The 22,705-nt window shown below is 52.3% G+C and carries 25 protein-coding genes, 3 tRNA genes and 1 pseudogene; 11 read left to right on the top strand and 18 right to left on the bottom strand.

From position 1 onward, the window contains the following. Positions 1–4: 4 nt before the first annotated feature. Positions 5–673: a YecA/YgfB family protein gene (locus FU672_RS02400; protein WP_148241997.1), complete on the bottom strand. Its 669-nt coding sequence runs from the start codon at positions 671–673 to the stop codon at positions 5–7. 424 nt (positions 674–1,097) lie between these two features. Between FU672_RS02400 and FU672_RS02405 the strand changes: the two genes are divergently transcribed. The 5 genes from FU672_RS02405 to FU672_RS02425 all read left to right on the top strand — a co-directional run bounded on the left by FU672_RS02405 (position 1,098) and on the right by FU672_RS02425 (position 6,104). Further along, positions 1,098–2,219 (top strand): branched-chain amino acid ABC transporter substrate-binding protein, encoded by a 1,122-nt coding sequence (locus FU672_RS02405; RefSeq protein ID WP_148241998.1) that lies wholly within the window; start codon positions 1,098–1,100, stop codon positions 2,217–2,219. A 99-nt stretch (positions 2,220–2,318) separates the two neighbouring features. Continuing rightward, on the top strand, positions 2,319–3,233 hold the full coding sequence (locus FU672_RS02410) for an ABC transporter permease subunit (protein WP_121424252.1): 915 nt from the start codon (positions 2,319–2,321) through the stop codon (positions 3,231–3,233). Positions 3,234–3,244: 11 nt separating this feature from the next. Then, positions 3,245–4,519: a high-affinity branched-chain amino acid ABC transporter permease LivM gene (gene livM / locus FU672_RS02415; RefSeq protein WP_148241999.1), complete on the top strand. Its 1,275-nt coding sequence runs from the start codon at positions 3,245–3,247 to the stop codon at positions 4,517–4,519. Continuing rightward, positions 4,516–5,391: an ATP-binding cassette domain-containing protein gene (locus FU672_RS02420; protein ID WP_148242000.1), complete on the top strand. Its 876-nt coding sequence runs from the start codon at positions 4,516–4,518 to the stop codon at positions 5,389–5,391. The genes livM and FU672_RS02420 overlap by 4 nt, the downstream gene beginning before the upstream one ends. Beyond that, positions 5,388–6,104, top strand: coding sequence for an ABC transporter ATP-binding protein (locus FU672_RS02425; RefSeq protein WP_023336152.1), 717 nt, complete (start codon positions 5,388–5,390; stop codon positions 6,102–6,104). The genes FU672_RS02420 and FU672_RS02425 overlap by 4 nt, the downstream gene beginning before the upstream one ends. 51 nt (positions 6,105–6,155) lie before the next feature. Here FU672_RS02425 and FU672_RS02430 read toward each other — a convergent pair whose 3' ends face one another. Continuing rightward, on the bottom strand, positions 6,156–6,620 hold the full coding sequence (locus FU672_RS02430) for a hypothetical protein (RefSeq protein ID WP_148242001.1): 465 nt from the start codon (positions 6,618–6,620) through the stop codon (positions 6,156–6,158). Next, the gene (locus FU672_RS02435) at positions 6,598–6,900 is read right to left on the bottom strand and encodes a polymorphic toxin type 44 domain-containing protein (protein WP_262348994.1); all 303 of its coding nucleotides are present in this window, start codon (positions 6,898–6,900) and stop codon (positions 6,598–6,600) included. Before FU672_RS02435 ends, FU672_RS02430 begins: the two co-directional genes overlap by 23 nt. Positions 6,901–7,184: 284 nt before the next feature. Here FU672_RS02435 and FU672_RS02440 point away from each other — a divergent pair, with 284 nt between their 5' ends. Next, a complete protein-coding gene (locus FU672_RS02440; RefSeq protein ID WP_148242002.1) occupies positions 7,185–7,676 on the top strand; it encodes an Hcp family type VI secretion system effector in 492 nt (163 codons plus the stop codon). 163 nt (positions 7,677–7,839) lie between these two features. Here the strand turns inward: FU672_RS02440 and FU672_RS02445 are convergent. The 6 genes from FU672_RS02445 to uvrY form a co-directional block, all read right to left on the bottom strand. Continuing rightward, positions 7,840–7,926 (bottom strand) — tRNA-Leu (locus tag FU672_RS02445). An 11-nt stretch (positions 7,927–7,937) separates the two neighbouring features. Continuing rightward, positions 7,938–8,011, bottom strand: a tRNA-Cys gene (locus tag FU672_RS02450). A gap of 46 nt (positions 8,012–8,057) precedes the next feature. Next, positions 8,058–8,133: transfer RNA gene (locus tag FU672_RS02455), tRNA-Gly, on the bottom strand. Positions 8,134–8,285: 152 nt separating this feature from the next. Next, positions 8,286–8,834 (bottom strand): CDP-diacylglycerol--glycerol-3-phosphate 3-phosphatidyltransferase, encoded by a 549-nt coding sequence (gene pgsA, locus FU672_RS02460; RefSeq protein ID WP_023312285.1) that lies wholly within the window; start codon positions 8,832–8,834, stop codon positions 8,286–8,288. A gap of 56 nt (positions 8,835–8,890) precedes the next feature. Further along, positions 8,891–10,723: an excinuclease ABC subunit UvrC gene (gene uvrC / locus FU672_RS02465; RefSeq protein ID WP_148242003.1), complete on the bottom strand. Its 1,833-nt coding sequence runs from the start codon at positions 10,721–10,723 to the stop codon at positions 8,891–8,893. Beyond that, on the bottom strand, positions 10,720–11,376 hold the full coding sequence (uvrY, locus tag FU672_RS02470) for a UvrY/SirA/GacA family response regulator transcription factor (protein WP_013096026.1): 657 nt from the start codon (positions 11,374–11,376) through the stop codon (positions 10,720–10,722). Before uvrY ends, uvrC begins: the two co-directional genes overlap by 4 nt. Before the next feature lie 370 nt (positions 11,377–11,746). Here uvrY and FU672_RS25540 point away from each other — a divergent pair. Together FU672_RS25540 and FU672_RS02475 are read left to right on the top strand one after the other, a co-directional pair. Beyond that, a pseudogene (locus FU672_RS25540) lies at positions 11,747–11,815 on the top strand (hypothetical protein); the annotation flags it as partial. Between the two features lie 25 nt (positions 11,816–11,840). Further along, entirely contained in the window at positions 11,841–12,065 is a 225-nt protein-coding gene (locus FU672_RS02475) for a DUF2594 family protein (protein WP_148242004.1), read from the top strand. Positions 12,066–12,131: 66 nt separating this feature from the next. Here FU672_RS02475 and sdiA read toward each other — a convergent pair whose 3' ends face one another. From sdiA to FU672_RS02520, 9 genes are all read right to left on the bottom strand, one after another. After that, positions 12,132–12,854, bottom strand: a complete 723-nt coding sequence (gene sdiA, locus FU672_RS02480; protein WP_148242005.1) for a quorum-sensing transcriptional regulator SdiA — start codon at positions 12,852–12,854, stop codon at positions 12,132–12,134. Positions 12,855–13,075: 221 nt separating this feature from the next. Continuing rightward, positions 13,076–13,828, bottom strand: coding sequence for an L-cystine ABC transporter ATP-binding protein TcyN (tcyN, locus tag FU672_RS02485; RefSeq protein ID WP_148242006.1), 753 nt, complete (start codon positions 13,826–13,828; stop codon positions 13,076–13,078). After that, positions 13,825–14,493 carry a cystine ABC transporter permease gene (gene tcyL / locus FU672_RS02490; RefSeq protein ID WP_014884380.1) on the bottom strand — a complete coding sequence of 223 codons (669 nt, stop codon included), beginning with the start codon at positions 14,491–14,493 and terminating at the stop codon, positions 13,825–13,827. Before tcyL ends, tcyN begins: the two co-directional genes overlap by 4 nt. Positions 14,494–14,514: 21 nt before the next feature. After that, positions 14,515–15,501, bottom strand: a complete 987-nt coding sequence (gene dcyD / locus FU672_RS02495; protein ID WP_023336162.1) for a D-cysteine desulfhydrase — start codon at positions 15,499–15,501, stop codon at positions 14,515–14,517. A 106-nt stretch (positions 15,502–15,607) separates the two neighbouring features. Beyond that, on the bottom strand, positions 15,608–16,408 hold the full coding sequence (gene tcyJ / locus FU672_RS02500) for a cystine ABC transporter substrate-binding protein (protein WP_047652374.1): 801 nt from the start codon (positions 16,406–16,408) through the stop codon (positions 15,608–15,610). Between the two features lie 86 nt (positions 16,409–16,494). Continuing rightward, entirely contained in the window at positions 16,495–17,046 is a 552-nt protein-coding gene (fliZ, locus tag FU672_RS02505; protein ID WP_008500339.1) for a flagella biosynthesis regulatory protein FliZ, read from the bottom strand. Between the two features lie 54 nt (positions 17,047–17,100). Beyond that, positions 17,101–17,820, bottom strand: a complete 720-nt coding sequence (locus tag FU672_RS02510) for an RNA polymerase sigma factor FliA (protein ID WP_148242007.1) — start codon at positions 17,818–17,820, stop codon at positions 17,101–17,103. Positions 17,821–17,949: 129 nt separating this feature from the next. Next, on the bottom strand, positions 17,950–19,155 hold the full coding sequence (gene fliB, locus FU672_RS02515) for a flagellin lysine-N-methylase (protein ID WP_148242008.1): 1,206 nt from the start codon (positions 19,153–19,155) through the stop codon (positions 17,950–17,952). 62 nt (positions 19,156–19,217) lie between these two features. Further along, on the bottom strand, positions 19,218–20,042 hold the full coding sequence (locus FU672_RS02520; protein ID WP_148242009.1) for a flagellin N-terminal helical domain-containing protein: 825 nt from the start codon (positions 20,040–20,042) through the stop codon (positions 19,218–19,220). Positions 20,043–20,443: 401 nt separating this feature from the next. On the opposite strand from FU672_RS02520, the gene fliD reads away from it, so the two are divergent. The 3 genes from fliD to fliT are packed head-to-tail and all read left to right on the top strand — an operon-like array spanning position 20,444 to position 22,674. Beyond that, the gene (fliD, locus tag FU672_RS02525; protein ID WP_148242010.1) at positions 20,444–21,868 is read left to right on the top strand and encodes a flagellar filament capping protein FliD; all 1,425 of its coding nucleotides are present in this window, start codon (positions 20,444–20,446) and stop codon (positions 21,866–21,868) included. A 21-nt stretch (positions 21,869–21,889) separates the two neighbouring features. Next, positions 21,890–22,294: a flagellar export chaperone FliS gene (gene fliS / locus FU672_RS02530; RefSeq protein ID WP_023312296.1), complete on the top strand. Its 405-nt coding sequence runs from the start codon at positions 21,890–21,892 to the stop codon at positions 22,292–22,294. 5 nt (positions 22,295–22,299) lie between these two features. Next, positions 22,300–22,674 (top strand): flagella biosynthesis regulatory protein FliT, encoded by a 375-nt coding sequence (gene fliT / locus FU672_RS02535; protein WP_008500332.1) that lies wholly within the window; start codon positions 22,300–22,302, stop codon positions 22,672–22,674. Positions 22,675–22,705: the final 31 nt, after the last annotated feature.

Raw genomic sequence — 22,705 nt, forward strand, 5'->3', positions numbered from 1 at the left:
TTTATCAGTGCAAACAGCAGCTCTTAAACTTCTTACCGCTGCCGCAAGGACACGGATCGTTACGCCCGACCTTCGTGCCGTTCACCGTCGGCTTCTTCACTTCCGGCTGCTGCGGGTTGTTTACCCAGTATTGATATAAACGCAGTGCCGCAGGCTGAATGCTCTCGATGCTGGCGATATACTCCTCTTCGGACAGTTCATCCAGCTTTTCGCTGTTCTCTTCCGTCCCGTGCAGCGCAATCACCTCAAGATCGGCCTTCAGGGCTTCCGGCAAGGCTGACCAGTCCGTCAGCGCCACACCGCGCATATAGCCATAGCACCACTCTTCCACCACGGTATAGCTCTCACCGTCAACGTCGTTATAACCGAACATCGGTTCAAACTGTTCCGGGTACTCGCTCAGGCGCTCGGCAATATCGTTCATATGCTTAAAGCAGAGATCGATAAAACGGTTCATCTCACGATCGTTTTTCCAGCGCGGAATGTACTTCTCACCACCCCACACCGCCACCAGCCAGGCATCTGGCTCAACGACAACAGGACCGGAAAGCACTGCGGTAAGCATGCCGTCCAGTTCGGACACGTCAATTACGGACGCGTCATCATGACCGTAAGACATTAACGTCTCTTCAAGCCACGCCATTTCGCTTTCATTCAATGGGCCTTCAGTCATCGCTGACACTCCTGCAAAAAGGAAACGATCCTAACACATATCTCCCGCCTCTCCGGGCTGAAGTTTAGGTCTTTATTGCTGCAAAAACGTGCAAATCGTGACCGTTGCACAACTTATGGGCTTTATTGTTAACGATATGTGATCTCCGCTGTAATTTCTTCTCCTCCCGCAAGGCGGCATAACGCGGCGCTCTATACTCAAACATGTCGCAAGCCCGTCAATGGGTTAACCATTCTGGCAACGTTTTTGCTTAACGTTCTTCGCGCGACCCTGCGCAGGGAAATCTCGCCGTAATATGCAGGATGCCGTCTGTATCTTGTTCGTTTAGTGCATTTTGTTCTTGCTCGTGTTTTGGATTGGCTGCGCCGTCGGGCGTTCGGGTTTACGCCGTGGTGCAAAAACCTCTTTGCTAAGGAACATAATAATGTCGCTGAAATTTATCAGAACTCCTCTTTCTCTTGTGTTGGCCGGTTGTCTGGTGACGGCGTTTTCCGCCCGGGCAGATATTGTGATTGGCGTGGCCGGGCCGTTCACGGGTCCGAATGCCACCTATGGCGATCAGTACTGGCACGGCGCAACGCAGGCCGCTGAAGACATTAATGCCGCAGGCGGCATTAACGGCGAGAAGATCAAACTGGTTCAGGGGGATGATGCCTGTGAGCCTAAGCAGGCCGTGGCCGTGGCCAACCGTTTAGTTGACCAGGATAAAGTCAACGCCGTGGTCGGCCATTTCTGCTCCTCTTCCACAATGCCCGCCTCCGAGGTGTATAGCGACGCGGGCATTATTGCGATTACCCCCGGTTCAACTAACCCGCTGATCACCGAGCGCGGCATGAGCGATATGTTCCGCATGTGCGGTCGCGATGACCAGCAGGGACAGGTTGCCAGCGACTTCATCATCGACAAGCTGAAAGCCAAACGCGTGGCGATCATTCACGATAAAGACACCTATGGTCAGGGCCTGGCTGACGCCACCAAAGCGGCGCTGGCAAAACGCGGGGTTCAGGATGTGATGTATGAGGGGTTATCCCGCGGTGAAAAAGACTTTAACGCGCTGGTGACCAAGATTGGCGCGCAAAAACCGGACGTCGTGTTCTTCGGTGGCTGTCACCCGGAAGCCGGTCCGCTGGTTCGCCAGATGCGTGAACAGGGCGTGCAGGCAAAATTCTTCTCCGGCGACTGTATTGTCAACGAAGAGACGGTGACCGCCGCGGGTGGCCCGCAATACACCAACGGCATTTACATGACCTTCGGTAAAGATCCGCGCCTGATCCCGGACGGGAAAGCGGTTATCGAGAAATTCCGCGCCGGTAAATTCGAACCGGAAGGTTACACCCTTTACTCCTATGCCTCAGTACAGGCCATTGCTGCGGCCTTCAAGGCCACCGGTGGCAAGGACTCCGCCAAAGCCAGCGAGTGGCTGAAAGCCAATTCCGTTGACACGGTGATGGGCAAAAAAGCCTGGGACAGCAAAGGCGATCTGAAAGTGTCTGACTACGTGGTTTACCAGTGGGACGACAAAGGAAAATATAAGGAAGTGCAGTAACGGGACGGAGTCACGCTCAACGTCGGCGGGCTTGCCCGTCGGCGCGTAATAAACATCAGGCTGCGCGGCTTGCGCAGCCTATAAAACGAGCGCGCTAAGATGAGTACATTCTTCCTGCAACAGTTAATTAATGGCTTAACGCTGGGCTCCGTCTACGGCCTGATCGCCATCGGTTACACCATGGTGTACGGCATTATCGGGATGATCAATTTCGCCCACGGCGAAGTGTATATGATTTCCGCCTATCTCTGCGCCATTGGCCTGGCGCTACTCTCTTTCTTCGGTCTGCAGTCGTTCCCGCTGCTGATCCTCGGGACGCTGGTGTTCACCATTGTGGTAACCGGGGTGTATGGCTGGACCATCGAACGTATCGCCTACAAGCCGCTGCGCAACTCCACACGCCTGGCGCCGCTGATCTCCGCCATCGGGATGTCACTTATCCTGCAAAACTACGCGCAGCTAAGCCAGGGTCCGCGCCAGCAAGGGGTTCCGACCATGCTGGACGGTGTTATACGCCTGCATCTGGGCGACGGGTTCGTGCAAATAACCTACACCAAAGTGTTTATTCTGGTTGCCTCGTTTGTCGGCATGCTGGTGCTCACCTGGATAATCAACCATACCCGGCTGGGGCGGATGTGCCGCGCGGTACAGCAGGATCGTAAGATGGCCTCCATTCTGGGCATTAACACCGACCGGATTATTTCGCTGGTCTTTGTCATCGGCGCGGCGATGGCCGGTCTGGCGGGGGTGTTGATCACCATGAATTACGGCACCTTTGATTTCTACGTCGGGTTCGTGATCGGCATTAAAGCCTTTACTGCGGCGGTACTCGGCGGCATCGGTTCCCTCCCCGGCGCCATGCTCGGTGGCCTTATCCTGGGCGTGGCGGAAGCCCAGTTCTCAGGCATGGTGAACTCGGACTATAAAGATGTCTTCTCATTTGGCCTGCTGGTCATGATCCTTATTTTCCGTCCCCAGGGACTGCTTGGGCGCCCGATTGTGGCCAAAGTGTGAGGGAGAGAGTGATGACATCACACGGTTTTTCACTTAAACGCTGCAGTCTGGACGCGATTTTTTCCGGGCTGATTGCGCTGATTATCTTCGGTCCCATAGCGGGCGTGGTGCTGGACGGGTACAGCTTTAACTTCGCCGGGCAACGACTGGCCTGGATAGTTGGCATCGTCATGCTCGGGCGTTTTCTGTTGAGCGCCTTTTTAGGTACCGCCGCAGGTGCCCGTTTCCAGGCGCGCTTCGAAGCCGATAGCGCGGGCGTGTATGTCCGGCCACCGGAATACAAAAGCCGCATGCGCTGGATCATTCCTCTGGTGATTACCCTTGCGATTTGCTTTCCGTTTGTCGCCACTAAATATGTGCTGACCGTCGCCATTCTCGGGCTGATCTACGTGCTTCTTGGCCTGGGGCTGAATATCGTCGTGGGTCTGGCCGGTCTGCTGGACCTGGGGTATGTCGCGTTCTACGCGATTGGGGCGTACGGTCTGGCGCTGGGATACGAGTATCTCGGCTTAGGCTTCTGGAGCATGCTGCCGCTGGCGGCAATCATGGCCGCCGCCGCAGGCGCCCTGCTCGGTTTCCCGGTACTGCGCATGCACGGTGACTATCTTGCCATCGTCACCCTCGGGTTCGGGGAGATCATTCGCCTGATACTGAACAACTGGCTGACCTTCACCGGCGGACCCAACGGCGTGTCTGCTCCTCCCCCCACCTTTTTCGGTCTGGAATTTGGACGACGCGCGAAAGAAGGCGGCGTGCCCTTTCACGAATTTTTCCATCTGACCTACAACCCAAACATGAAGTTTATTTTTATCTACGTGGTGCTGTTCCTGGTGGTGATGCTGGTGCTCTATATCAAGCACCGCCTGACGCGGATGCCGATTGGTCGGGCGTGGGAAGCACTGCGTGAAGACGAAATTGCCTGCCGCTCAATGGGGTTAAATCATGTTCTGGTTAAGCTTTCGGCCTTTACGCTGGGCGCGTCGACCGCAGGCATTGCCGGGGTGTTCTTTGCCACCTACCAGGGGTTCGTGAATCCAACCTCCTTTACCTTTTTTGAATCGGCACTGATCCTCGCCATTGTGGTACTGGGCGGTATGGGCTCTACGCTTGGCGTGGTGCTGGCCGCCTTTGTGCTCACGGTAACGCCGGAACTGCTGCGCAGTTTTGCCGAGTACCGCGTCCTGCTGTTTGGCATGCTGATGGTAGTGATGATGATCTGGCGTCCACGCGGTTTGATCCGCATTAACCGCAGCGGGTTTGCCGTGCGTAAGGGCGTCGCGCCATGAACGAAACGATATTACGCGTTGAACATCTGATGATGCACTTCGGCGGGATTAAGGCGCTAAACGACGTCAACCTGGACGTGCAGCGTGGCTCAATCACCGCCCTGATTGGGCCAAACGGGGCGGGAAAAACAACCGTGTTTAACTGCCTGACGGGCTTCTACAGAGCCTCCGGCGGCAACATTTTATTTAATACCCGCAATAAAACGACCAAAGTTATTCAGGTCCTTGGACAAAAATTCCAGCCGGGTGACTGGATTAACCCTGCGCAGTTCGGGCAGCGTCTGTTCTACAAAATGTTTGGCGGAACGCATCTGGTCAACCGCGCAGGGCTGGCGCGCACGTTTCAAAATATCCGTCTTTTTCGCGAAATGTCGGTCGTGGAAAACCTGCTGGTCGCGCAGCATATGCGCGTGAACCGCAATCTGCTCGCCGGGATCTTAAATACGCCGGCATACCGGCGAGCGGAAAGCGACGCCCTGGACAGAGCCTTCTACTGGCTGGAAGTGGTGGATCTGGTGGAGTGCGCCAATCGCCTGGCGGGAGAGATGTCGTACGGCCAGCAGCGGCGTCTGGAAATTGCGCGAGCAATGTGCACCGGGCCGGAAATGATCTGTCTGGATGAACCCGCAGCCGGGCTTAACCCGGTTGAAACGCATAAGCTGAGCAGCATTATTCGCTTTCTGCGGGATCACCATGACCTCACGGTATTACTGATTGAGCATGATATGGGGATGGTGATGGAGATTTCGGATGACATTATCGTGCTCGACCACGGTGATGTTATTGCCAGGGGAAAACCCGAGCAGATCCAGCATGATGAAAAGGTCATTGCCGCCTACCTGGGTACGGATGAAAGTGAGGTCTCTCTATGAGCGAACCACTACTGGCATTTCGCGAGGTGGATGTATTTTACGGCGTCATTCAGGCGCTGAAGCAGGTCTCCCTCGAGGTCAATAAGGGTGAAACCGTGGCGCTGATTGGCGCAAACGGCGCGGGTAAATCGACATTGCTGATGTCCATCTTTGGTCAGCCCCGTATCCGCAACGGGCAGATCCTTTTCGGCGGTGAAGATATCAGTCATAAATCCACCCACTACGTCGCGTCCGGCGGCATTGCGCAGGCGCCGGAAGGCAGACGAATCTTCCCGGATATGACCGTAGAAGAGAATCTGCTGATGGGGACCATCCCCATCGGCAGCCAGTTTGCTGCTGAGGATATGCAAACCATGTTCGACCTCTTCCCTCGCCTTAAAGAGCGACGCAAACAGCGCGCGATGACCATGTCCGGCGGGGAACAGCAGATGCTGGCGATCGCCCGGGCGCTGATGAGCCGCCCGAAGCTGCTGCTGCTGGATGAACCGAGCCTGGGCTTAGCCCCGATTGTGGTGAAACAGATCTTCCAGACGCTGCGCGAACTGGCCCGCAACGGCATGACCATCTTTCTGGTAGAGCAGAATGCGCATCACGCGTTGAAGCTTTCCGATCGCGGGTATGTGATGGTTAACGGGCAGATCCGGCTGAGCGGCAGCGGTGAGGAGCTGCTGGGAAATCAGGAGGTGAGGAAGGCTTATTTGGGCGGGGTGTGAGTGGCGGAAGCTGGTTTTCGACGTCAGCCCCGACAGATCGCCCGCAACTGTTTATCTGCTGAATTTTCCTTTATCCCAACCTTCACCTCGGGCGGTTAAGTCGATTGACGGTGCGACCGCTATTCCCTCTGCGTCATAAAAAAATGCAGAGCTAGTAAAGTCATATATGGTCCCGTGAACAGTGAAAGAGATGTTATTGCCGATCCCATCAACCTTTGCCCGTGGAGTATTCGCCGTGAGCGTCGGGGCGATATTCTGTTTTTCGAGAGCCACCATCGGATCGCCGTCAACCTTGCTTGCTAAAAAATAACGGTAAACGTTGCCCGTCGTCATTTCCGGCTCAGCGTATTCGGTGATGTATAACCACGTCCTTGGTGTGAGCTGGCGAACCTCATAAAGCTTGTCACTTACCGTTAAGCACTGCATATGCTGTAAATAACAGTACCCCGCGATCACAACGGCCATTATTAGAGTGGCGATCCAATGCAGCACTCTAAAAGTGATGCTGTTTAGCATAGTCAATTCCCTGTTTTATCCAGAACTGATCAATCGGGTCATCGCCGAAAGGTGGACCTTGCATGAAATTACCCCATTCTTCTCTTGATGTGCCTGCTTTCCACTGCGCTGCGCCAGCGGCCATATGTAAAATTTTTGCGGGAATACATGCTGCATAACCCACTGAGCCGAAATGGAAGTTACCAAAATCAGCCCATAGCCGATTTTTTTGTTTGTAATCCCACGGCCCGCCATTTCTGACTCGCTGATAAAACCAGATATATGTAAGCGGAGCAGCCATATCCTGTACTTCACGCCGCGCCCTCGCGAGTCTGATGTGTTCCCGCAAAATCTCCAGCCCACGAGGCGGGTAAATTGGTATACATGCCATCATTTATCCCTTTAGCCAGGCAAAGCCTGCAACATAAGAGCAATCGAGGTACGGTGTACTGTCTAAGATCAATTTATTAATTTTATTATTTATTTCAATAAGTAATACATTTCAATCAATAACACAATTTGTATTACATGCGGACCTGTTTTGACCGTTAATTGTCGTTTACTTACCAAAAAGGAGTTTTGAAAATGGCTATTCCTGCTTATCTATGGCTTAAAGACGATGGCGGCGCAGACATCAAAGGATCTGTTGATGTACAGGATCGTGAAGGAAGCATTGAAGTACTTTCTTTTAGTCATGGCTTATTAGTTCCGACCGATAACGGAACTGGCAAAATCACCGGTACGCGCCTCCATGCGCCGCTCGTAATCGAAAAAGAGTTTGATAGCTCAAGTCCGTATCTTTACAAAGCGGTAGCCACCGGACAGACGCTAAAAAGTGCCGAGATTAAATGGTATAAAATTAACGATGCGGGACAAGAAGTGGAATACTTTAACATGCTGCTTGAAAAGGTTCGGGTAGTTAGTATTAACCCTGTTATGCATAACTGCAAAGAGCCAGCGCTACAGATACATAATCACAACGAGGGTATACAGCTCCGTTACGAGCGCATTACCTGGAAGTATTGCGACGGAAACGTCCAATACTCGGACGCATGGAACGAGCGTGTAACAGCGTAAAAGAGAGGCGGTTAATCCGCCCATTGTTTTTCAGCGTCAACACTTCATTAGCCCGCACCGGGTAAGGAGGTTGAGATCGGAAAGATAGTTTGCAGGCACAAAAAAACCACCTTTCGGTGGTTTCACGACACTGCTTATTGCTTTGATTATTCTTTGTTTCCCATGGTAGCCGGAGTGGGACTTGAACCCACACAGCGCGAACGCCGAGGGATTTTAAATCCCTTGTGTCTACCGATTCCACCATCCGGCCAGGGAAGAAAGTGGAGGCGCGTTCCGGAGTCGAACCGGACTAGACGGATTTGCAATCCGCTACATAACCGCTTTGCTAACGCGCCGTAAAACTTTTCAAACTGACACCCGCTGCTGCGCATGCCTTTAATCTGGAGCGGGAAACGAGACTCGAACTCGCGACCCCGACCTTGGCAAGGTCGTGCTCTACCAACTGAGCTATTCCCGCATGTCATCAAGTAAACATCTAACTACTTGATTTCATTATCGTCCGGCTTGCTGTGCCGCCGTTCGATGCGTTGCATTCTACTGATATGACGTTATGAGTCAACGTTATTTTTTGCATCCCCGGATCGTTTGCTGAAAATTACGGCGAAACGATCACTGATCAAGCAGATCCCCACGCGCAGCGTTCAAATATTGCAGCATGGACCACAGCGTCAGCACTGCCGCTACCCACAGCAGACCAATTCCCGCCCATTCAACCCAGGCGTTCGGACGCCAGAGCATCCAGACCAGCGCTGCCATCTGCGCGGTCGTTTTCACTTTACCAATCCACGAAACCGCCACGCTGCTGCGTTTCCCCAGCTCCGCCATCCACTCGCGCAGTGCAGAGATGATGATCTCACGGCCGATCATGGTAGCCGCGGGCAGCGTTACCCACCAGGTATGATAGTGCTCGGCCACCAGCACCATGGCGATAGCGACCATCACTTTGTCTGCCACCGGATCGAGGAAGGCACCGAAACGGGTGCTTTGATTCCAGCGGCGGGCCAGATAGCCATCAAACCAGTCGGTGACCGCCGCGATCAGAAAGAGCAATGCGCAGGCGAAAGGTGCCCAGACGACCGGCAGGTAAAACGCCAGTACAAAGAACGGGATGAGTACAACACGAAAGAGAGTGAGCAACGTAGGGATATTAAATTGCATAGTGACGGTAACTGTTTGTTGTCAGTAAAATTTAGCTCTATGTTGCTACAGAGCCCTCAATGTTTCAACGAGTAGTAGATCTTTTCTGCCAGCCCTTGCGAAATACCCGGCACTTTTGCAATTTCCTCCATGCTGGCGTTGAGTAATCCTTGCAATCCGCCCATATATTTCAGCAGCATCTGGCGACGTTTTGGTCCCACACCTTCAATCGTTTCCAGGCTACTGGTATTTTTCACCTTCGCCCGTTTTTTGCGGTGACCGCTGATGGCATGATCGTGCGATTCATCGCGAATATGCTGGATGACGTGCAGCGCCGGAGAGTCCGGCGGCAGGCTAAAGCCCTCACCTTCCGGCTCGAAGAACAATGTCTCCAGACCGGCCTTACGATCGGCCCCTTTTGCGACGCCAAGCAGCAGCGGATGGTTTTTATCCCAGCTGACATCAAGCGATTCAAATACCGCTTTCGCCTGGCCGAGCTGCCCTTTCCCACCGTCAATCAGGATCACATCCGGGATTTTGCTCTCTTCTATGGCTTTGCCATAGCGACGACGCAGCACCTGATTCATGGCCGCATAGTCATCACCCGGCGTGATCCCGGTGATGTTATAGCGGCGATACTCGGCGCGCAGTGGGCCATTCGCATCAAACACCACGCAGGATGCCACCGTCTGTTCCCCCATCGTATGACTGATGTCGAAACACTCCATCCGTTTCACTTCCGGCAGCTTCAGCAGCGTCGCCAGGGCCGTTAAACGCTGGTTCACCGTCGACTGCTGCGACAGCTTAGTGGTGAGTGCCGTCGCCGCGTTGGTTCGCGCCAGCTTCAGATAACGCGCACGATCGCCGCGCGGTTTGGTTTGTACATTGACCCGACGACCCGCCAGTTCAGAGAGTGAATCGGCCAGCAGGGTTTTATCGTCAAGATTAAAATCGAGCAGGATCTCAGAAGGCAGCGTTCGCATCTGGCTCCCCTGCAGATAGAACTGACCGACAAAGGTTTCCACCACTTCACCCAGCTCGGTACCGCCGGGCACTTTCGGGAAATAGCTGCGGCTGCCGAGCACTTTGCCCTGGCGAATAAACAGCACGTGCACGCAGGCCATCCCGGCGTCAAAGGCCACACCGATGACGTCGAGATCGTCACCGGTGTTCGAGACAAACTGTTTCTCAGTGACTCTGCGCACCGCCTGGATTTGGTCGCGGATCCGCGCGGCCTCTTCGAACTCGAGTGCGGCGCTGGCTTTTTCCATCCGCGCGATCAGCTGCGTTAAGACCTGATCGTCTTTTCCGGCTAAGAACAGGCGCACATACTCGACCTGCTGCGCATACTCTTCTTCACTCACCAGTCCGGCCACGCAGGGGCCCAGGCAGCGTCCAATCTGGTACTGCAGGCACGGGCGCGAGCGGTTACGGTAAACGCTGTTCTCACACTGGCGGATCGGGAAGATTTTTTGCAGCAGCGCCAGCGTTTCACGCACGGCATAGCCGTTAGGGAACGGCCCGAAATATTCACCCTTGGCGTGTTTCGCACCGCGGTGCATGGCGAGGCGCGGATGGGTGTCGCCGCTCAGAAAAATAAACGGGTAGGATTTATCATCACGCAACAGGACGTTATAGCGCGGCTGGTAGAGCTTAATATAGTTGTGCTCAAGCAGCAGCGCTTCTGTCTCGGTGTGCGTGACGGTGACATCAATATTCTGAATGAGTGAGACCAGCGCTTCGGTCTTACGGGAGGCCAGGTTGCTGCGAAAATAGCTGGAGAGACGTTTTTTAAGATCTTTTGCCTTCCCCACATAGATAACCGTACCGCCAGCGTCATACATGCGATAGACGCCAGGCTGGCTGGTTACGGTTTTCAGAAATGCTTTTGAATCGAACACATCACTCACTGACTTAACAACGTCTCCGCATTACACAAACCATGCCGGATGGCCAGATGCGTCAGTTCGACGTCACCATGAATGTTCAGTTTACTGAACATCCGGTAACGATAGCTGTTCACCGTTTTCGGGCTGAGATTCAGCTGTTCCGAGATCTCATTCACCTTCTGACCTTTGGTGATCATCAGCATAATCTGCAATTCACGCTCAGACAAACTCGCAAACGGTGATTCGGTTTTCTCGGGCTCGATCTGACTCAGCGCCATCTGCTGAGCAATGTCGGACGCAATATAACGCTGTCCGGCAAACACGGAACGGATTGCATTGACGACTTCCTGCGGCGCAGCACCTTTACTCAGGTAGCCCGCTGCGCCCGCCTGCATCACTTTCGCGGGCAGTGGGTTTTCGGTATGCACGGTCAGCATGATGACTTTTGTATCAACAAAGGTACGCGCGATTTTGCGTGTGGCTTCAAGACCACCGATACCGGGCATGTTCATATCCATCAGCACCACATCGGCCGAGTTTGTGCGGCACCATTTTACCGCATCTTCGCCACAGCACGCCTCACCGGCAACTTTAATACCTTTAATATCTTCTAGAATGCGTCGTATCCCTGCGCGCACCAGTTCGTGGTCATCAACAAGAAGGACGTTGATCAAAGGAAATGTCTCCAGAATAGGGATAACGCTACTGAGTGATAATTTGGTTTATATTAACGGTTTTCCTCACAAGATTAAAACGTTAAAAAACTGGCTATTCGATTTTGCTCTCGTTTTTGGAAATTAGGCTGTACAGTCCGTGGAAAGAGAGCCCATGCATTCAGGGCTTTTGCAGCTTTTTTTAAGCATCTGTATTCAAAAAGTTACAAAAAACCTGCTGGCTTTCCCTGCAAAAAAACAGATCTCAAATTTTTGTAACAATAATTAACGGCAAGCGAACCAGGCATAGACAATTAATAGCCTTTAAGCAGTTCAGTTTACCGGTGCGTTCTGTTTACGCAATTAAACATTCGCGTAAAAGTACGAAAAACAACCGCTGCATTTTTTGCTTCAGCTTGTGGTATACTCCGCCGCCTTGACTTTCGTCGTCGCGCTTTAGCGCCGTTTAATAATGAGGAAAATAAATGAGCACACCTGAATTTGCCACTGCTGAGAATAACCAGGAACTGGCACAGGAAGTAAACTGCCTGAAAGCGCTGCTAACGTTGATGCTACAGGCGATGGGCCAGGCGGATGCCGGTCGTGTGATCATTAAAATGGAAAAACAAATCGCGGAGATGGAAGACCAGGCTGAATCTTCAGTATTTGCTAACACCGTTAAGCAAATCAAACAAGCCTACCGCCAGTAACAAAAAACGGCTGGATGCAGTGCATTCAGCCGTTCGCTCGTCTGTCACGCAGAACGTATTATCCAGTCAGATCAGTCCCGTTGCCGCCGCGTAGCACGCGATCTGGGTTTTGTTGGGCGCGTTGAATTTCTTCTGCATATTTTTCTGATGGAAGTTCACGGTATTCTCGGAGATGGAGAGAATGATCGCTATTTCCGCAGACGTCTTCCCTTCCGCAGTCCATTTCAGAATTTCGCGTTCGCGTTTGCTGAATTTCATTTCGGGTGGCATGACCATCTCATCTTCAAAACGTATCAGAGAAGTTAAGGCCATTTGCACCAGCATCTGCAGCCGCAGTTCTATTTCCTCACGGGTAAACGGCCCTTCCAGTACACTAGTACAGGAAACTGACAGGAAGCCAAGCGCGTGATTAGGCAGCATCAGACACTGCGTTATTCCCGCGCGTAAACCGTGGTCCTGCGCGCTATGCCATAATTCCTGCGCATCAGCGAATAATGCGTCGGTCCAGGGTAAATGCCCCTGAATGAAATTCTCCGGTTTTAAGACGGGATCAATAGCGAAATAGTTCGCGGACTGATATTGCGCCATCCACTGCTTTGGGTAAGTGGTATGCACAGAGATCTTAGGCCGGGTAAATGGCACGGGATGACGCACGCAGAGCGAATAATAATCAAATTCAAGCGTCTGAGTTTGTCGCTGTAGTTCCTGATATACCTCGTCGGCACAGGTCAATTCCTGAAACCGGTGGGAGCAATCCCGTCGCCAGGTGAAAAAATCTGAATCCTTCATACTTACTAAATGAAGCCTCTGAAAAGATAATCATTATTATGGTGAATATAACCTAACACATAAAACTTTTTTCTAACTACAAAATATCGGCAATAGCACAATTAACTTTACTATTGATAAGGTTTATCCGATCTGGATGGAATAAAAAAACAAAGGACGGCGCACAGGGGGAGAATAATTTGCTCCAGGCTAAATTTCTGGAGCAAATTAGTGCAAAAATGCTACTGCATAAGGAATTTTTCAAGGAACTGACGGGTTCGCGGCTGTTGAGGGTTAGCGAACAGGCTTTTCGCCGGCCCCTGCTCCACAATCCGCCCCTGATCCATGAAGATGGCTCTGTCAGCAACATCGCGTGCAAAGCTCATTTCATGCGTCACGATCACCATCGTCCGTTTTTCCTTTGCCAGCTGGCGAATGGTGTTCAGCACCTCACCCACCAGTTCCGGATCGAGCGCAGAGGTCGGTTCATCAAAAAGGATCACGTCAGGGCGCATAGCCAGCGCACGTGCTATCGCCACGCGCTGCTGTTGCCCTCCCGACAGACGGCGTGGATAGCTGGTCTCTTTCCCCGCCAGCCCGACTTTGGCGAGCAGTTCGCGCGCGCGCGCCGTCGCGTCCTCTTTCGATTCACCTTTTACAATGACCGGCCCTTCAATAATGTTCTCCAGCACCGTACGGTGCGGGAAGAGATTGAAGTTCTGGAACACGAAGCCGACGTGCTGGCGCAGGCGGCGAATCAACCCTTTCTGCTGGCTGATGGATTTTCCGGTATCAATCGTTATCTCCCCTACCCGAATGGTGCCGCCTTCCGGCTGTTCAAGCAGGTTAATACTGCGCAACAGCGTCGTCTTTCCCGACCCGCTCGGTCCGATAATCGCCACCACTTCACCCTGCTCAACTTCAAGATCGATCCCGTGGAGCACCGTTTGACCGTGGAATTTTTTCACCAGGTTTTTGACGTCGATAGCACTCATTTTGGATCACGCTCCTGGCGGTTAAGCTGGTTTTCGAAGTAGTTTTGCAGGGCAGACAGCACCGTCGCCATCACCCAGTAAATCAGCGAGGCGGCCAGATACATGGTAAAGACTTCAAGGGTGCGCGAAGTAATGAGCTGTGCCTGACGGAACAGCTCCGGTACCTGAATCGTTGCCGCCAGGGAAGTATCTTTAACCAGACTGATGAAGCTGTTGCTCAGCGGTGGAAGCGCCACGCGCGCCGCCTGCGGCAGAATGGCCCGGCGCAGCGTCTGCCATGGCGTCATCCCGATACTGGCCGCCGCCTCCCACTGCCCTTTGTCAATGGAGGAGATGGCTGCTCGCAGGGTTTCTGAGGTGTACGCCGCGGTATTGAGCGACAGACCAATCATCGCTGCGGGGATCGGATCGAGCTCGATACCAAACTGCGGTAAGCCGTAGTAGATCATAAAGAGCTGGGCGATAAGCGGCGTACCGCGAAACACGGAGATATAAAAACGCGCCAGCCAACGTACCGGCAGGATGGGTGACATGCGCATTAATGCCAGTACAAATCCCAGCACCAGCCCGAAGAACATCCCGCCGATACTGAGCTGTAACGTAAATACCGCACCTTTCAGCAGATACGGCAGAGAATCAATAACCAGTTGAATACTTTCTTGCATTATTATTTTTCGACCTGATTTTTAGACATGAGGATGGTAGGCAAACAGCGCAGGCGCCCCGCCGGTATGGACAAATAAAATCGGCCCTTCATCCTTAAAGCGTTTCTGCGCAATGCCATCAATCAGTCCGGCCATCGCTTTGCCGGTATACACCGGATCGAGCAGTATCCCCTCAAGGCGCGCCAGCAGTTTCACCGCTTCCATGCCCTCTTCGTTAGGCGTACCGTAACCCGGCGCAAAATAGTCATCCCAGAGCAGAATATCGGCCTTTGCCTTCAGCTCCAGCTGCGCGGCTACCGCCTGCTGTAAAGTGACCACTTTCGGCTTCTGATCCGCGACGCTGCGGGACACCGTCACGCCAATCAGCTCGACATCCGGCAGCAGTTGTTCCAGCCCCACCGCCAGCCCGGCATGCGTGCCCGCACTGCCGGACGCGACAACCACGGAGGAGAGGCTCACCGCCCCCTCGCACTGCTGCGCGATTTCCAGCGCACTTTCCACATACCCCAGCGCGCCCAGCGCATTCGAACCGCCGACGGGGATAACGTAGGGGCGGAAACCCTGCGCTTCCAGACGCGTCGCCAGTTCATCAAGCTGGGCCGTCGGGTCGGTCAACGCATCCACCATTTCGACCTGCACATTAAACAGGTCCAGCAGCAGGCGGTTACCGTTGGTCAGATAGTTTTCTGCCCGCGTGCCAATCGGATTTTCCAGCAATGCCACGCAATGGAGCCCGAGTTTTGCCGCCACTGCCGCCGTTTGACGAACGTGGTTGGACTGGATAGCCCCGGCAGTAATGAGCGTATCCGCGCCTTCGCGCAGTGCGTCAGCCGCCAGAAACTCCAGCTTGCGCAGCTTATTGCCCCCCATCGCCATCGGCGTCACGTCGTCACGCTTAATAAAAATATCGCGCCCTAAATAATCAGAAAATCGTGGCAGGTACTCCAGCGGCGTCGGCGCGCCGATAAACTCCAGGCGGGGAAAGCGCGTTAAATTCTGTAGTGACATGGGTTCTCCGGTAACTCTGACAAAATGTGATATTTTTCATTATGCACGCAGACGCGAAAGAAATAAAAAAGGCGCTTTTAAAAGCGCCTTTTTTTACGTCAGAAACTTATTTCGTGACGTCTGCACCGAACCACTTCTCGGAGAGCGCTTTCAGGCTTCCGTCTTTTTGCATGTCAGCAATCGCGGAATCAATCGCTTTGACCAGGTCTTCGTTACCTTTACGAACGGCCACGCCTGATTCCTGACGAGAGAACGCATCACCCGCTACCGCCAGGGTATTGTTGGTTTTCTTCACCAGATCCAGCGCTGCCAGGCGGTCAACCAGAATGGCGTCGATACGGCCCACGCGCAGATCCTGGTATTTCGTCGGGTCATCATCATAGGTGCGGATATCCACGCCCTGCACGTTCTGGCGCAGCCACTCTTCGTAGTTGGTGCCCAGACCAACACCGACTTTTTTACCTTTCAGGTCCGCGGCCGTTTTAATGGAGCCTTCGTTGCCTTTCTTCACCAGCGCCTGAATACCGGACACGGTGTACGGCGTAGAGAAGTCATATTTCTTCTTACGCTCGTCAGAAATGGTCACCTGATTAATCACCACATCAATACGTTTGGAATCCAGCGACGCCAGCATACCGTCCCATTTGGTCGGTTTCAGTGACGCTTTAACGCCGAGGTGCTTCGCCAGCTCTTCAGCAAACTCCACTTCAAAACCGGTCAGCTTACCGTCATCGCCCTGGAAGCTGAACGGAGGATAGGTTCCTTCCAGCCCGACCAGCAGCGTACCGCGCTCTTTTACTTTATTCAGCAGGTTTTCTGCGGCGAACGTTTTCACGCTCATGCCCGCAACCAGCGCAACGGCCATAACACCCATCAGCGCCTGACGACCCAGAAGTGCAAATTTCATAAATACCCCGATATAGTGGAATTTTTACGTAGTGTAGAGAAATCGCCTGCAACGTCAAAGGCGACTGCGCTACATCTTATTCTTTTTTAATATATATCAGAAGTTGTTCCTGCGTGGGCTTTCTGCTTTATGGCACCCGGCATTTGTACCTTGTATTGTGCATACTTGCGCAGCGCAATCCGGTAGTTGTTGGTGCTGGTCGCAGGCAGCCACGGCTCCAGATTTTCATCCAGATAACCGGTTTTCAGCAGATCGCGAGAAATATTGTTTACGGTCAGATGTTGCCCAAGGCGACGCAGGCGAACCACATATTCGCGAACGGTGCCGTGGCTCATCTCCGTTTGTTCAAACAGGAATTGCTTGAAGCCGATAATGTCGAAGAAGTCGCTTTGCTCTTTGCAGTGGAGATCCCCACAGAAACGGCAAAGCGCCACCCACTCTTTTTGCTCTTCGAGCCATGCTGCTTCGTCCATCAACGTGTCGAGACGCGAAATCGCAATCTTATTGACGATTTCGCCCCGGCGAACCAGCGTGATACGATCGAGTAACTTGTTACAGTGGGCGCAATGCGTCTGGCTGTGTTTAAAGTCTTTCAGGTAGCGGCTTAAAGGCCGTCTTTTAGATTGCTGCACCGTCATGATAACTCCTGGTTGTCAATACGTTGTGCGGCATTTTTCAGGTGAATCAATCACCTATAACTTACCCAGCTTGGTTCGTAAGCGTTTAATGGCCTGGCTGTGCAGCTGGCTCACCCGTGACTCTCCCACCTCCAGAACAGCGCCAATCTCTTTGAGGTTAAGCTCTTCCTGGTAATAAAGGGTCAACACCAGCTGTTCGCGTTCAGGCAGAGCCTCAATAGCCTCCATGACGCGATGGCGTAAATTCCCTTCCATTAAATGGTGTAACGGGTTTTCCTGCTGGTGCTCATCCGTCACCAGCTCGATGCTATCGCCATGCTCTTCGCGCCACTCGTCATAAGAGAAGAGTTGGCTATTATTGGTATCGAGCAACATCTGACGATACTCTTCAACAGCAATGCCAAGACGTTCCGCCACTTCAGTTTCCGATGCGTTACGTCCCAGTTCCTGTTCCAGCTGCCCCATCGCATGCGCCACTTCGCGCGCGTTACGGCGAACACTGCGCGGCACCCAGTCGCGGCTGCGCAGCTCGTCCAGCATCGCACCACGAATACGCTGAACTGCGTAAGTCGTAAATGCCGTTCCTTGCAGAGCGTCGTATCGGTCAACTGCATTCAATAACCCGATACCGCCCGCCTGTAGCAGATCGTCGAGTTCCACGCTCGCCGGCAAGCGCACCTGGAGGCGCAATGCTTCGTGACGCACCAGCGGGACATAACGCTGCCACAGCGAGTGTTTATCCATTACACCTTCAGCGGTATAGAGTGAATTCACGATAAACAGCCCTGCGTTAGTTGAGTTATCGGCATGATTATCCGATTCTGCAGGGCGTTCAATTGGATGAAAAAGGGGGATAAAGTGAGGTTATTCTGAGGTTGCCCACAACAGGGGCAACTTTTCTGCCTAAATTAACAGTTGTAACAATGAAAGATCGTCGCCCAGTTTGACGCTATCTATATGTTGATGAAAGAGCTTTCCCGCTTCCTGATTATGCTGGCTAAGGGAGTGGAAGCTGTAAATAACATCAACGATATTATCTTGTTCAATTTTTCCCGCCACGAGTGCCTGACCGGCAAGTAACGTTTTAAGGAAATAGAACTCCGCAACGATTAAATAAAGATTATTCAACATGCTGCGGCCATTGTTCTGCGGGAAGCCCTGCTCCCAGAGTTTGTATTTAAAAAAGTTCTTAAATAAATGGTCATTGGTCGCCAGGTAACTACCCGCCACATCGCGCCAGACGGACTCGATGTTCTCCATGACCTTCTCTGCCGGCACGGTGTCGCCAGCAGACTCAAATTGTTGATAAAGCTGGGTAAAATAACGGTTTAATACCGCACCGCCGCGGGCTGTCGCTTTCTTCGTAAAGTAGCTCTGAATGAGCGAAATTAACCCGAATTTCAGGCTGTAGTTCTGATTAAATCCGCCTAATTCCGTTTTGATTTTACCGCTCACCAGTTCATTAACCAGTGAGAAATAGACCGTTTCGAGCGTGCCGATATTCTCTTCGAGATTATCGAGCTTTTCAGCCACCATGAGGAATTTCACCACGGCGTAAACCTGTTCTTCAACGCAGACCGTCTCAACGCTGAAAATGTTCTGGCAGAAGAGATTGATGACTTTTGCCTTCAAATCAATCATCGGCGCATTATTGACGTCCTGCTGAACGCTGATGGATTCCATCATCGACATAGACTCCCGATCGTTCAACATAAGTCGGGTCACTTCCGGACACGAGAGGTTCAGCGATTTTTCGATTTCATTTTTATAGACCCGGTTTGTCCGTGGAAACGACGAACAGGTTGGGCTTAAGGCCTGGGCGCCCATGGCGCTATGAATTGAACAGAGTTTTTCCGTATCCATAAACGGGCAGTTTTTACTTTCCGTATGGAAAATCACTTCGCCCCAGTTGCCATACTGTTTTTTGGTGACTTTTATCGCCGTTTTCGCCGTGTGACGAATGGCGGCATTTTTACTGTTCAGATAGCGATTAACGGAGGATTTATCAAACGCGATGGTCCAGCCCTGACAACAATGTTCACGGCATTCCCCACCGACACATGAAAAATCTGCGACCAGCTTTGGTTGAGTGACACTGATTTGTTTCACAGGCGGATTCTCAAATAGCAGAGATAAAAAAACCCCGCCGAAGCGGGGTTTCACGCGTAAAATTAACGCAGCAGAGACAGAACGGTCTGTGGAACCTGGTTTGCCTGAGACAGAACAGAAGTACCAGCCTGCTGCAGGATCTGCGCGCGGGACATGTTGGAAACTTCAGTTGCGTAGTCAGCGTCCTGGATACGGGACTGAGCAGCAGACAGGTTGTTAGAGGTGTTGTTCAGGTTGTTGATTGCAGAACTGAAACGGTTCTGCACCGCACCCAGACCAGAACGTGCTTTATCAACGGTAGCGATAGCTTTGTCGATGGTGCTCAGGTCGGTAGCAGTCATTGCTTTCAGGTCGATTGCGTTCACGCCCAGAGTAGTAGAGTCAGCTTTAGCGCCGCTCAGGTCCAGGTTGATGGTGTCGCCGTCGTTTACGCCAACCTGAATTTTAACCACACCAGCAGTACCTGCAGTGCCGTCCAGCAGTTTGATGCCGTTGAAGTCAGTTTTGCCCGCAACACGGTCGATTTCAGCCAGACGAGCGGTAACTTCATCCTGCAGAGAGGCCAGGTCAGAAGTGCTGTTAGTACCAGTGCTTGCCTGAACAGCCAGTTCACGAACGCGCTGCAAGTTGTTGTTGATTTCGTTCAGGGAGCCTTCAGCGGTCTGCGCCATGGAGATGCCGTCGTTGGCGTTACGTGCTGCCTGAGTCATGCCTTTGATCTGGGAGGTCATGCGGTTTGCAATCGCCTGGCCAGCGGCATCGTCTTTCGCGCTGTTAATACGCAGACCTGAAGACAGACGCTCAATAGCAGTACCCAGAGAAGACTGAGATTTGTTCAGGTTGTTCTGAGTAGTCAGGGACATCAGGTTAGTATTGATAACTGCCATAATTTTCTTTCCTTCAAAAATTGGGTTTTAGGTCCGGTGCCTAACACTCACAGCGTCTCTCACCGTCAACAAGGTTATCGACGGGTCCCCAAAAGACTTTAGAATCAATTTTGAAAAAATTATAACTCAATGATTATTAATACTTTTATTTTTAATAAATCTATTAAGGTCCGCCGAAGGTTTATTATTTACGCTTTTTTAACGCACAAAGAGTTGTCAAAAAAGGCACACACTTATTCCTGTTTTCAATGCACTGAAAATGTCACTAAAGTGCAATCCTTTCATTTACCCCGCCAGGACGCTTCTATTCTTTGGATTATTTTTTTCTCACCATCGTAAACTTTTACGTTGAGAGGCCGATAAGAGTCCTGAACTACTTTCGTATTTTAAGGAAAATATGCATGGCTACTATCAGTAACCTCGGGATAGGTTCTGCAGGACTCGGGGATTTATATAATCAGTTGGAAGCGGCAGAGAAAACCAAGCTGACGACGATTACTTCCCAGCAATCAACGTATAACGCACAGTTAAGTGCTTACGGCAAGCTGCAGAGCGCCATGACATCGCTGCAGACTGCCACCGCTGCACTGGGCAAAGCAACCACCTGGAACTCAACGTCCGTTAGCAGCACCAACACGGCCTTTACTGCCACAACAACGGCTGACGCGTCCGTGGGTTCCTTTGTTGTCAATGTCAATCAGGTTGCAAAGGCACAGGCACTGACAACGGGTTCCTATGCAAACAACACGGATCTGCTGGGCGATACGACAGGTACAACGCGTAAAATCACCATTACCCAGCCGGGTACGAAGACACCTTTAGAGGTTACCCTGGCAGATGGCGATACGTCGCTGGCCGGGATCGCGAGCGCCATTAATAAAGCGAACGGCAACGTCACCGCCAGCGTGATTAAAGCGAAAGACGGTGATTACCGCCTGATGCTGTCATCGAAAACCACCGGTACGGATGGTGCGATGACGGTAAGCGTCACCGGTGATGCCAAGCTGCAAAGCGCCATTGGCTACGATTCAAGCACCAAAACGGGCGCGCTGACGGTGAACACCGACGCGCAGAACGCCATTGTGGTAGTGAACAACATCTCGATTGAGCGTCAATCGAATACCATTACCGATGCGCTGCCTGGAGTCACCTTCTCGGTGAAGGCCGAAAGCAAAGCCGACGAAACCCTTGAGGTTTCACGCGCAACGGATGCGAACCAGAAGGCGATCACGGACTGGGTCACAGCGTACAACTCGCTGCAGTCCACCATTAACAGCCTGACGAAGTATGTTCCGGTCGATGCAGGCGCTGGCGGCCAGTCCACCAGCAACGGCGCACTGGTCGGTGATGCTAACGTGCGCGGGGTCCAGTCTCAGCTGCGCGGCCTGCTGACCGAAGCTCAAACCGGCGCCGTTCAGATCATGGCCCAACTGGGGATTACCCAGGACCCGGCAAAAGGCGCGGACGGTACCGTCGGTAACCTGAAAGTCGATACCGATAAACTGAAAAAAGCGCTGACTGACAACCCTGGCGCCGTACAGCAGTATTTTGTTGGTGACGGGAAAACCACCGGTCTGGCGACCCAGATGAACAACACGCTGACCAACATGCTCAGCACCAGTACCGGTAACGCCGGTGTGATCCAGAACGCGAAAGACGGGATCAACAAAACGCTGAAAACCCTGGGCGAACGATACGATGCCATGGATGCCCAAATTGAAGCCACCATGGCGCGTTACAAAACCCAGTTCACCAGTCTGGACGTATTAGTCACCAAAATGACCAGTACAGCCAACTACCTGACCCAACAGTTCTCACAAAAGTAGTCGTAGCCTTCAGGAGTGGATATGTATAAGACCTCTGGTGTTCAATCCTATCAGCAGATAGGAGTAGAAAGCGCAGTCATGAATGCCAGTCCACACCAGCTGATTGTCATGTTGTTCGACGGGGCGCATAGCGCCCTTGTTCGCGCGCGTTTGTTCATGGAAGCCGGACAAATTCGTGAGAAAGGCGAAGCCTTATCCAAAGCCATCAACATCATCGACAACGGTTTGAAAGCAGGACTGAACATGGAGGTTGAGAGCGAATTGTCCGGTAATCTTGCCTCCTTGTACGAATATATGGTTCGACGTTTGTTACTGGCGAATGTCAGTAACGACGTAGACGCAATTGTTGAAGTCGAGGGTTTATTAAACAACATTGCGGATGCGTGGAAGCAAATCGGCCCCAATGCGTCCTCTATTTCAGGATAATTTTGATGAATAATCCCAGCGCAGCGCTTAGCCACTGGCAGGCGTTACATGCTCAGAGCATTGCTATGCTAAATCTCGCACATTCTGGTCAATGGGATGCGCTTATCGAGCAGGAAATGCATTACGTACAACTGGTGGAAAGGATTTCTCAAACGCCCATCATGTCATGCCCTCCGGCTCAGGTTGAGCAAGCGCGTGCGCTGCTGGAAATGATCCTTGAAAATGAGAATGCGCTAAAGGCACTGCTGAAGGTCCGCATGGACGAACTGCGCAATCTGATTGATCAAACCGGTAAACAGCAATCCATCACGTCTACCTATGGAAAGCTGTCAGGGAATATTCTTTATCCAGAAAGTTTTACCCGCGACACACAACTATGATTTCTTCATCCATACTCCAGAAGTCTGTCAA

The organism is Enterobacter asburiae, assembly GCF_008080435.1.
GTDB classification, from domain to species: Bacteria; Pseudomonadota; Gammaproteobacteria; order Enterobacterales; family Enterobacteriaceae; genus Enterobacter; species Enterobacter asburiae_C.

Excerpts from the sequence above, each read along its gene's own strand:
- fliT (WP_008500332.1), top strand. The coding sequence starts at position 22,300 with ATGAATAATCCCAGCGCAGCGCTTAGCCACTGGCAGGCGTTACATGCT.
- tcyN (WP_148242006.1), bottom strand. The coding sequence starts at position 13,828 with ATGAGTGCTATCGACGTCAAAAACCTGGTGAAAAAATTCCACGGTCAA.
- fliS (WP_023312296.1), top strand. The coding sequence starts at position 21,890 with ATGTATAAGACCTCTGGTGTTCAATCCTATCAGCAGATAGGAGTAGAA.
- FU672_RS02475 (WP_148242004.1), top strand. The coding sequence starts at position 11,841 with ATGAGCACACCTGAATTTGCCACTGCTGAGAATAACCAGGAACTGGCA.
- FU672_RS02410 (WP_121424252.1), top strand. The coding sequence starts at position 2,319 with ATGAGTACATTCTTCCTGCAACAGTTAATTAATGGCTTAACGCTGGGC.
- fliZ (WP_008500339.1), bottom strand. The coding sequence starts at position 17,046 with ATGACGGTGCAGCAATCTAAAAGACGGCCTTTAAGCCGCTACCTGAAA.
- dcyD (WP_023336162.1), bottom strand. The coding sequence starts at position 15,501 with ATGTCACTACAGAATTTAACGCGCTTTCCCCGCCTGGAGTTTATCGGC.
- FU672_RS02520 (WP_148242009.1), bottom strand. The coding sequence starts at position 20,042 with ATGGCAGTTATCAATACTAACCTGATGTCCCTGACTACTCAGAACAAC.
- tcyJ (WP_047652374.1), bottom strand. The coding sequence starts at position 16,408 with ATGAAATTTGCACTTCTGGGTCGTCAGGCGCTGATGGGTGTTATGGCC.
- tcyL (WP_014884380.1), bottom strand. The coding sequence starts at position 14,493 with ATGCAAGAAAGTATTCAACTGGTTATTGATTCTCTGCCGTATCTGCTG.
- FU672_RS02430 (WP_148242001.1), bottom strand. The coding sequence starts at position 6,620 with ATGCTAAACAGCATCACTTTTAGAGTGCTGCATTGGATCGCCACTCTA.
- sdiA (WP_148242005.1), bottom strand. The coding sequence starts at position 12,854 with ATGAAGGATTCAGATTTTTTCACCTGGCGACGGGATTGCTCCCACCGG.
- FU672_RS02420 (WP_148242000.1), top strand. The coding sequence starts at position 4,516 with ATGAACGAAACGATATTACGCGTTGAACATCTGATGATGCACTTCGGC.
- livM (WP_148241999.1), top strand. The coding sequence starts at position 3,245 with ATGACATCACACGGTTTTTCACTTAAACGCTGCAGTCTGGACGCGATT.
- FU672_RS02435 (WP_262348994.1), bottom strand. The coding sequence starts at position 6,900 with ATGGCTGCTCCGCTTACATATATCTGGTTTTATCAGCGAGTCAGAAAT.
- FU672_RS02400 (WP_148241997.1), bottom strand. The coding sequence starts at position 673 with ATGACTGAAGGCCCATTGAATGAAAGCGAAATGGCGTGGCTTGAAGAG.
- pgsA (WP_023312285.1), bottom strand. The coding sequence starts at position 8,834 with ATGCAATTTAATATCCCTACGTTGCTCACTCTCTTTCGTGTTGTACTC.
- FU672_RS02405 (WP_148241998.1), top strand. The coding sequence starts at position 1,098 with ATGTCGCTGAAATTTATCAGAACTCCTCTTTCTCTTGTGTTGGCCGGT.
- fliD (WP_148242010.1), top strand. The coding sequence starts at position 20,444 with ATGGCTACTATCAGTAACCTCGGGATAGGTTCTGCAGGACTCGGGGAT.
- FU672_RS02425 (WP_023336152.1), top strand. The coding sequence starts at position 5,388 with ATGAGCGAACCACTACTGGCATTTCGCGAGGTGGATGTATTTTACGGC.
- FU672_RS02440 (WP_148242002.1), top strand. The coding sequence starts at position 7,185 with ATGGCTATTCCTGCTTATCTATGGCTTAAAGACGATGGCGGCGCAGAC.